4 protein-coding genes and 1 pseudogene are annotated in these 5,158 nt (G+C 62.6%); all 5 read right to left on the bottom strand.

Annotation, left to right across the window (positions count from 1 at the left end; all coding sequences use genetic code 11):
• Window positions 1-603 (bottom strand): annotated as a pseudogene (locus FY112_RS37355) (ABC transporter permease); the annotation flags it as partial.
• Window positions 600-2,123 carry an ABC transporter ATP-binding protein gene (locus tag FY112_RS02530; RefSeq protein ID WP_151517578.1) on the bottom strand — a complete coding sequence of 508 codons (1,524 nt, stop codon included), beginning with the start codon at window positions 2,121-2,123 and terminating at the stop codon, window positions 600-602. The pseudogene FY112_RS37355 and the gene FY112_RS02530, both read right to left, overlap by 4 nt.
• Window positions 2,124-2,126: 3 nt before the next feature.
• Window positions 2,127-3,224: a BMP family ABC transporter substrate-binding protein gene (locus tag FY112_RS02535; RefSeq protein ID WP_131709534.1), complete on the bottom strand. Its 1,098-nt coding sequence runs from the start codon at window positions 3,222-3,224 to the stop codon at window positions 2,127-2,129.
• 25 nt (window positions 3,225-3,249) lie between these two features.
• Window positions 3,250-4,629, bottom strand: a complete 1,380-nt coding sequence (locus FY112_RS02540) for an amidohydrolase (protein WP_151517579.1) — start codon at window positions 4,627-4,629, stop codon at window positions 3,250-3,252.
• Between the two features lies 1 nt (window position 4,630).
• A partial coding sequence (locus FY112_RS02545) for a glutathione S-transferase C-terminal domain-containing protein (RefSeq protein WP_151517580.1) occupies window positions 4,631-5,158 on the bottom strand: 528 nt, incomplete at its 5' end.

The raw sequence follows: 5,158 nt of genomic DNA on the forward strand, positions 1-5,158 counted from the left end.
GGCAATCAGGGTCGGCACCATCGCATCGTACTGAAACATCACCGACTGGGGGAAGTTGAAGCCATTCGGATCCTTCCAGGGGCCGAGCAGCAGATAATTCAGCAGCTGCGCCGCAACGAGGCTCAGCATCAAAGAAACGAGAATCTCGTTGGCGTTGAGGCGTACGCGCCAGAAGGCGGTGAGCGAAGCCCAAACTGCGCCGCCGATTGCACCAAGCAGCAGCATTGCCGGCCAGATCCACTGGCCCGTCGCTTGCGGAAGCCAGACCGGTATGGCGGAGGCGAAAATCGCGCCGAGAATGAACTGGCCTTCGGCGCCGATGTTGAAGACCTTGGCGCGAAAGCCGATCGCCAGCCCCTGCGCGATCAGGAGGAGCGGGCCTGCCTTTAAAAGCACTTCCGAAAATGACGCCCAGGAGAGGAACGGCTCGAAAAGCATCGCATAGACAACCGCGACAGGGTCGCGGCCCATCAAAACGTAGAGGCCGAGATTAAGTGCGATCGCTCCCGCCAGCGCTATGACAGGCGCGCACAGGGCCGCGGCAAGCGAGGCGCGCTCCCGGCGGACCAGGGTGGGAACGAAAGCAAGGGACCAAGTGCTCATTGCTGGACTTTCTCAGCCGAGGCTTGTGCCCCGATCATGTATCGGCCGACCTCCTCGGGCTTCGTATCCCGCGTTGCGAGCGGCGGGCTGAGCCGGCCGTGATGCAGCACCTGGATGGAATCGCAGAGCTCGAACAGTTCTTCCAGCTCCTCGGAAATGACGAGGATCGCCATGCCCTGATTGCGCAATGCGACCAGACGGCTGCGGATGGCTGACGCGGCGCCGATATCGACGCCCCAGGTCGGCTGCGCCAGGAAAAGCAATTTGGGAGACAGCATAATTTCGCGACCAACGATGAACTTCTGCAGATTGCCGCCGGACAGGGTGCCGGCTTCCGCATCCGGGCCGGGTGTGCGCACATCATACTGACGGATGCAATCATCGGTGAACGCCGTCGCTCGCGCCCTGTCGACGAGTCCGTGGCGCAAAAGTTTGAGCGGATGGGCCGTCAGCAGGCTGTTGAGGACGAGCGACATTTCGGGCACGGCACCGCGTCCGAGCCGGTCTTCCGGAACGAAGGCAAATCCGAGCGTCCGCCGCCCGGCGGCATCGAGCCTGCCGACATCCATACCCATCATGTAGATCCGGTCGCGCTGGTCGCGCCCCAGCACCGTCTCACCTGAAATCAACGCGGCAAGCTCGCTTTGACCGTTGCCCGAAATGCCGGCGATCCCGAGGATTTCGCCAGCACGAACTTCGAGGCTGATGCCGGAGAGCGGCACCGCGAAGGGATCATCGGGCTGATAGTCCAAACCGATGATCTCCAGCCGCTTTTCCCCACCAGACAGTGGCAGCGCCGACATCGTCGCCGGCATGTCATGGCCGATCATCATGCGGGCAAGGTCATGAGCATCATGCTCACGCGGGTCGACATCCCCGGTCACGCGTCCGCCGCGCAGGATCGTCGCCCGGTCGCAGATCGCCCGGATTTCTTCGAGCTTGTGGGAGATCAACAGGATGGAAACGCCGCCGTCGCGCAGCCGTCGCAGCGTGTCGAAGAGCCTCTCTACCAGTTGCGGCGGCAGGACGGAGGTGGGCTCGTCGAGGATCAGCAGCTTCGGATTGGTCATCAGGCTTCGGATAATCTCCACCCGTTGCCGCTCGCCGACAGACAGCGCATGCACATGGGCAAGCGGGTCGACTTCGAGACCGAATTCCCGTCCCAGCGTCCGAATGCGTTCCTTGAGCTCAGCCTTGCGGCCCGGCACGACCAGCCGAATATTCTCCAGGACAGTCAGGGTCTCGAACAGCGAGAAATGCTGGAAGACCATGCCGATGCCATTGCGCCTCGCCTCGGCGGGGGAGGCGAGGCGCAACGGATTTCCTTCCCAGATGACCTCTCCGCCGTCCGGTTGCTCGACGCCGTAGATCAGCTTCATCAGCGTCGATTTTCCCGCCCCGTTTTCCCCGAGGATCGCATGAATCGATTGCGGCGCCACGTCCAGATCGATGGCCTGATTGGCATGGATCTGGCCATAGCTCTTCGAAATGCCGCGCAGCGACAGGAGCGGGGTGGTCATGACTTATTTCGGCAGCGGCGTGGACACGCCCTTGACGTGCCAGTTCATGGCGATGATCTCGGGGTCGGCCATGGTCGCACCGGATGCGACAGCTTCGCTGCCGTCGGCCTTGGCGATCGGCCCGGTGAAGGGAGAGAAGCTGCCATCGGCGATCTTTACCTCGATCTCCTTGATCTTGGTCATCACGTCAGCCGGAATATCAGGATTCCAGTCGACCACCTCCACGACCTTTTCGGCAACACCGAGGAACGCATTGGCGCCCTTGAACGTGCCGGCGAGATGGGCATCGACCGAAGCCTTGAAGAACGGCGACCAGTCGGTCGCGATGCAGCCGAGATAGGTTTTGGGCGCATATTTCTTCATTGAGGAATTGAGGTTGAAGGCGTAGACGCCGGCTTCCTCACAGGCCGAAATGACAGACGGTGTGTCCTGGGCGTTGGAGAAGATCACGTCGCACTTCTGCGCGATCAGGGCCTTTGCGGCTTCCTGCTCCTTGGCCGGATCGAACCATGAGTTCACCCAGACCACCGAGACCTCGATATCGGGTTTGACGGCTTGGGCGCCGAGCGTAAAGGCGTTGATCGAGGTAATGAGCTCGGGGATGGCAAAGGCGGAGACAGAGCCGAGTTTGCCGGTCTTGGAAAGTGCTGCCGCAGCCATGCCGAGCAGGTAGGTGCCCTGGAAATATTTGGCGGCGAAAGGCGAAAAGTTCGGAGCGACCTGGAAGCCCGAGGCGTGCAGAACGGTCACGCTCGGATCGCGACGGGCGATCTGCAAGGCGCCGTTCTGATAGCCGAAAGAGCCGGCGATCAGGAACTTGTTTCCGTCGGCGACGGTCTTGTTCATGATGCGGTCGGCGTCCGGGCCTTCGGCGATATTCTCAAGCACGGTGACCTTCACCTTGTCGCCGTAAGCGGCCTTGATCGGCTCGAGCCCGGCGGCAAGTGCATGCCCCCAGCCAACGTCGCCGACGGGCGAGGGTATTACCAGCGTGATGCCGAGTGGCTCGTCGGCGGCGAAAGCAAGCCGGCTGCCGAGCGCGCCGGCGAGGCCGGTGGCGGCAGCGGCCGTCATCAGGTTTCTGCGGGTCAGTTTGGTCATGTTCTCAGTTCCCTCTTTTGATTTTTTAAAATTTCACGGTGGATAGTGCGGCCTCGGCATCGGCAGTCAGCTTGGCCTCGTCGAGCCCGGGAAATTCGCCCTTCTGCCAGACGATGCTGCCATTGATCATCGTCATATCGGTCGCCATGCCGACGCCGACGCGGGCAATCAGGCTCAGCGGATCGTGGCGCGTGCCGACATAATCCATGCGGCGGGTGTCAATGGCAAACAGGTCGGCGGCCATGCCCGGCGCCAGCCGGCCGATATCGCGCCGGCCGAGCAGGCTCGCGCCGCCTGCCGTGCCATAGCCGAGAAAATCGACCGGCGGCGGCACGGGATGGGCGCGGCTGGAGGAGACGAGGCATTGCAGCATGTAGGCGGAATGCAGGCAGTGCATCAGGTTGGAATTGTCGTTGGAGGCAGCGCCGTCGCAGCCGAGACCGATGCGCAGGCCGAAGGCGGCCATGGCGGGAATGTCGGTGACCTCAGCGCCGACCAGATAGACCGGTTCCGGGCAATGCGCGACACCGGTGCCGCTGGCGGCCATCTTCCTGAGTTCGTCGTGGTTGAGCTCCCAGCAATGGGCATAGAAGGTATCAGGCCCGGCAAAGCCGAGTTCTTCCAGATAGTCGACCGTGCGCATGCCGTGGCGCGCCTGAATGACCGGGCTTTCGCCTTCGCCGACATGGGTATGCATCATGACGCCGCGATCGCGCGCCAGCGCCACCGATTCCACGAAAGTTTCGCGGTAGCAATTCACCGGCTGGCAGGGTGCCACCACGACCTGGCGCATGCTGAAGGGGCTGATATCGTGGTAGGTGTCGATCAGCCGGGCGCAGTCGGCGATGAATTCGTCGGTCGTTTCCAGCATTTCGTCGGGAATGGTCGAGCCTTCCGACTTCGGCAGGGTGTTGCCGCCGCGGCCGGCATGGAAGCGCATGCCGAGCAGATCGGCTGCTTCGAACTGGCGGTCGATCAACCGCTTTCCGGCGTGCCGCGGGAAATTATATTGGTGATCCAAGGCCGTGGTGCAGCCGTGCTTGATCATCTCGGCCATCGCCGTGACCGAGGAGTGGTAAAAGCACTCCTCGTTGAGCTGCGAAAAGATCGGGTAGATCTGGTCCAGCCACTCGATCACCGAAAGCTTCGTCCAGTCGAGATCAGCGCGGTTGCGCACGAAGCACTGGAAGAAGTGATGATGGGTGTTGACGAGGCCCGGATAGACAAACCAGCCGGCGGCATCCTGAACGGTCGTGCCTGCAGGCAGCGCTTCCGCCCGCAGATTTTCACCGATCGCCATAATCGCCGGACCGTCGGTCAGGAGATCGACATTGCGATGGACGACCGGCCCTTTGCCCTCGTCGACAATCACGGCTGCGCAGTCCTTCAGGAGATATCCAGCCACCTCACGCCTCGCCCGGTTCGATTTGAGGTTCGGGCTTCAGCTCGTGCAGCCGGTGAATACCTGGCATCTCGATAAATTTGTCGAGGGCACGCAGCGCCCGGGACCAGAGCCGGATCGCAGGATAAGCATCCAGCGTGACGCCCCCATCGGGAGCCAGCGCCACATAGGGAAAGCAGGCGATGTCGGCAATTGTCGGCCGGTCGGCAGCGAGGAAACGCATGCCGCGAAGACCCTGCTCGACAAGCCCGGCTTCAAGCTCGCGAAGCGCGGCGATGCCCTGGGCCTGCAGCGCGCCGATATCGCCGGGACGCAGCAGCATTTCATGGAGCCGCGCTGCCCCGAGGCTTGCCGGCAGCCGGCCGGAGAACGACAGCCATTGCTGCACCTGCGCCGCTTCCTCGGCCTTACCGCTGCCGAGCCATTCGGGTGCGGCCGTGGCGGCGAGATAGACGAGGATCGCCGAGGATTCGGTCAGGATCAGGTCGCCATCCTCCAGGATTGGAATGGAGCCTGCCGGGTTGAGCGCAAG

The sequence above is a fragment of the Rhizobium sp. PEPV16 genome, from assembly GCF_008919455.1.
In the GTDB taxonomy this organism is placed as follows: domain Bacteria; phylum Pseudomonadota; class Alphaproteobacteria; order Rhizobiales; family Rhizobiaceae; genus Rhizobium; species Rhizobium leguminosarum_Q.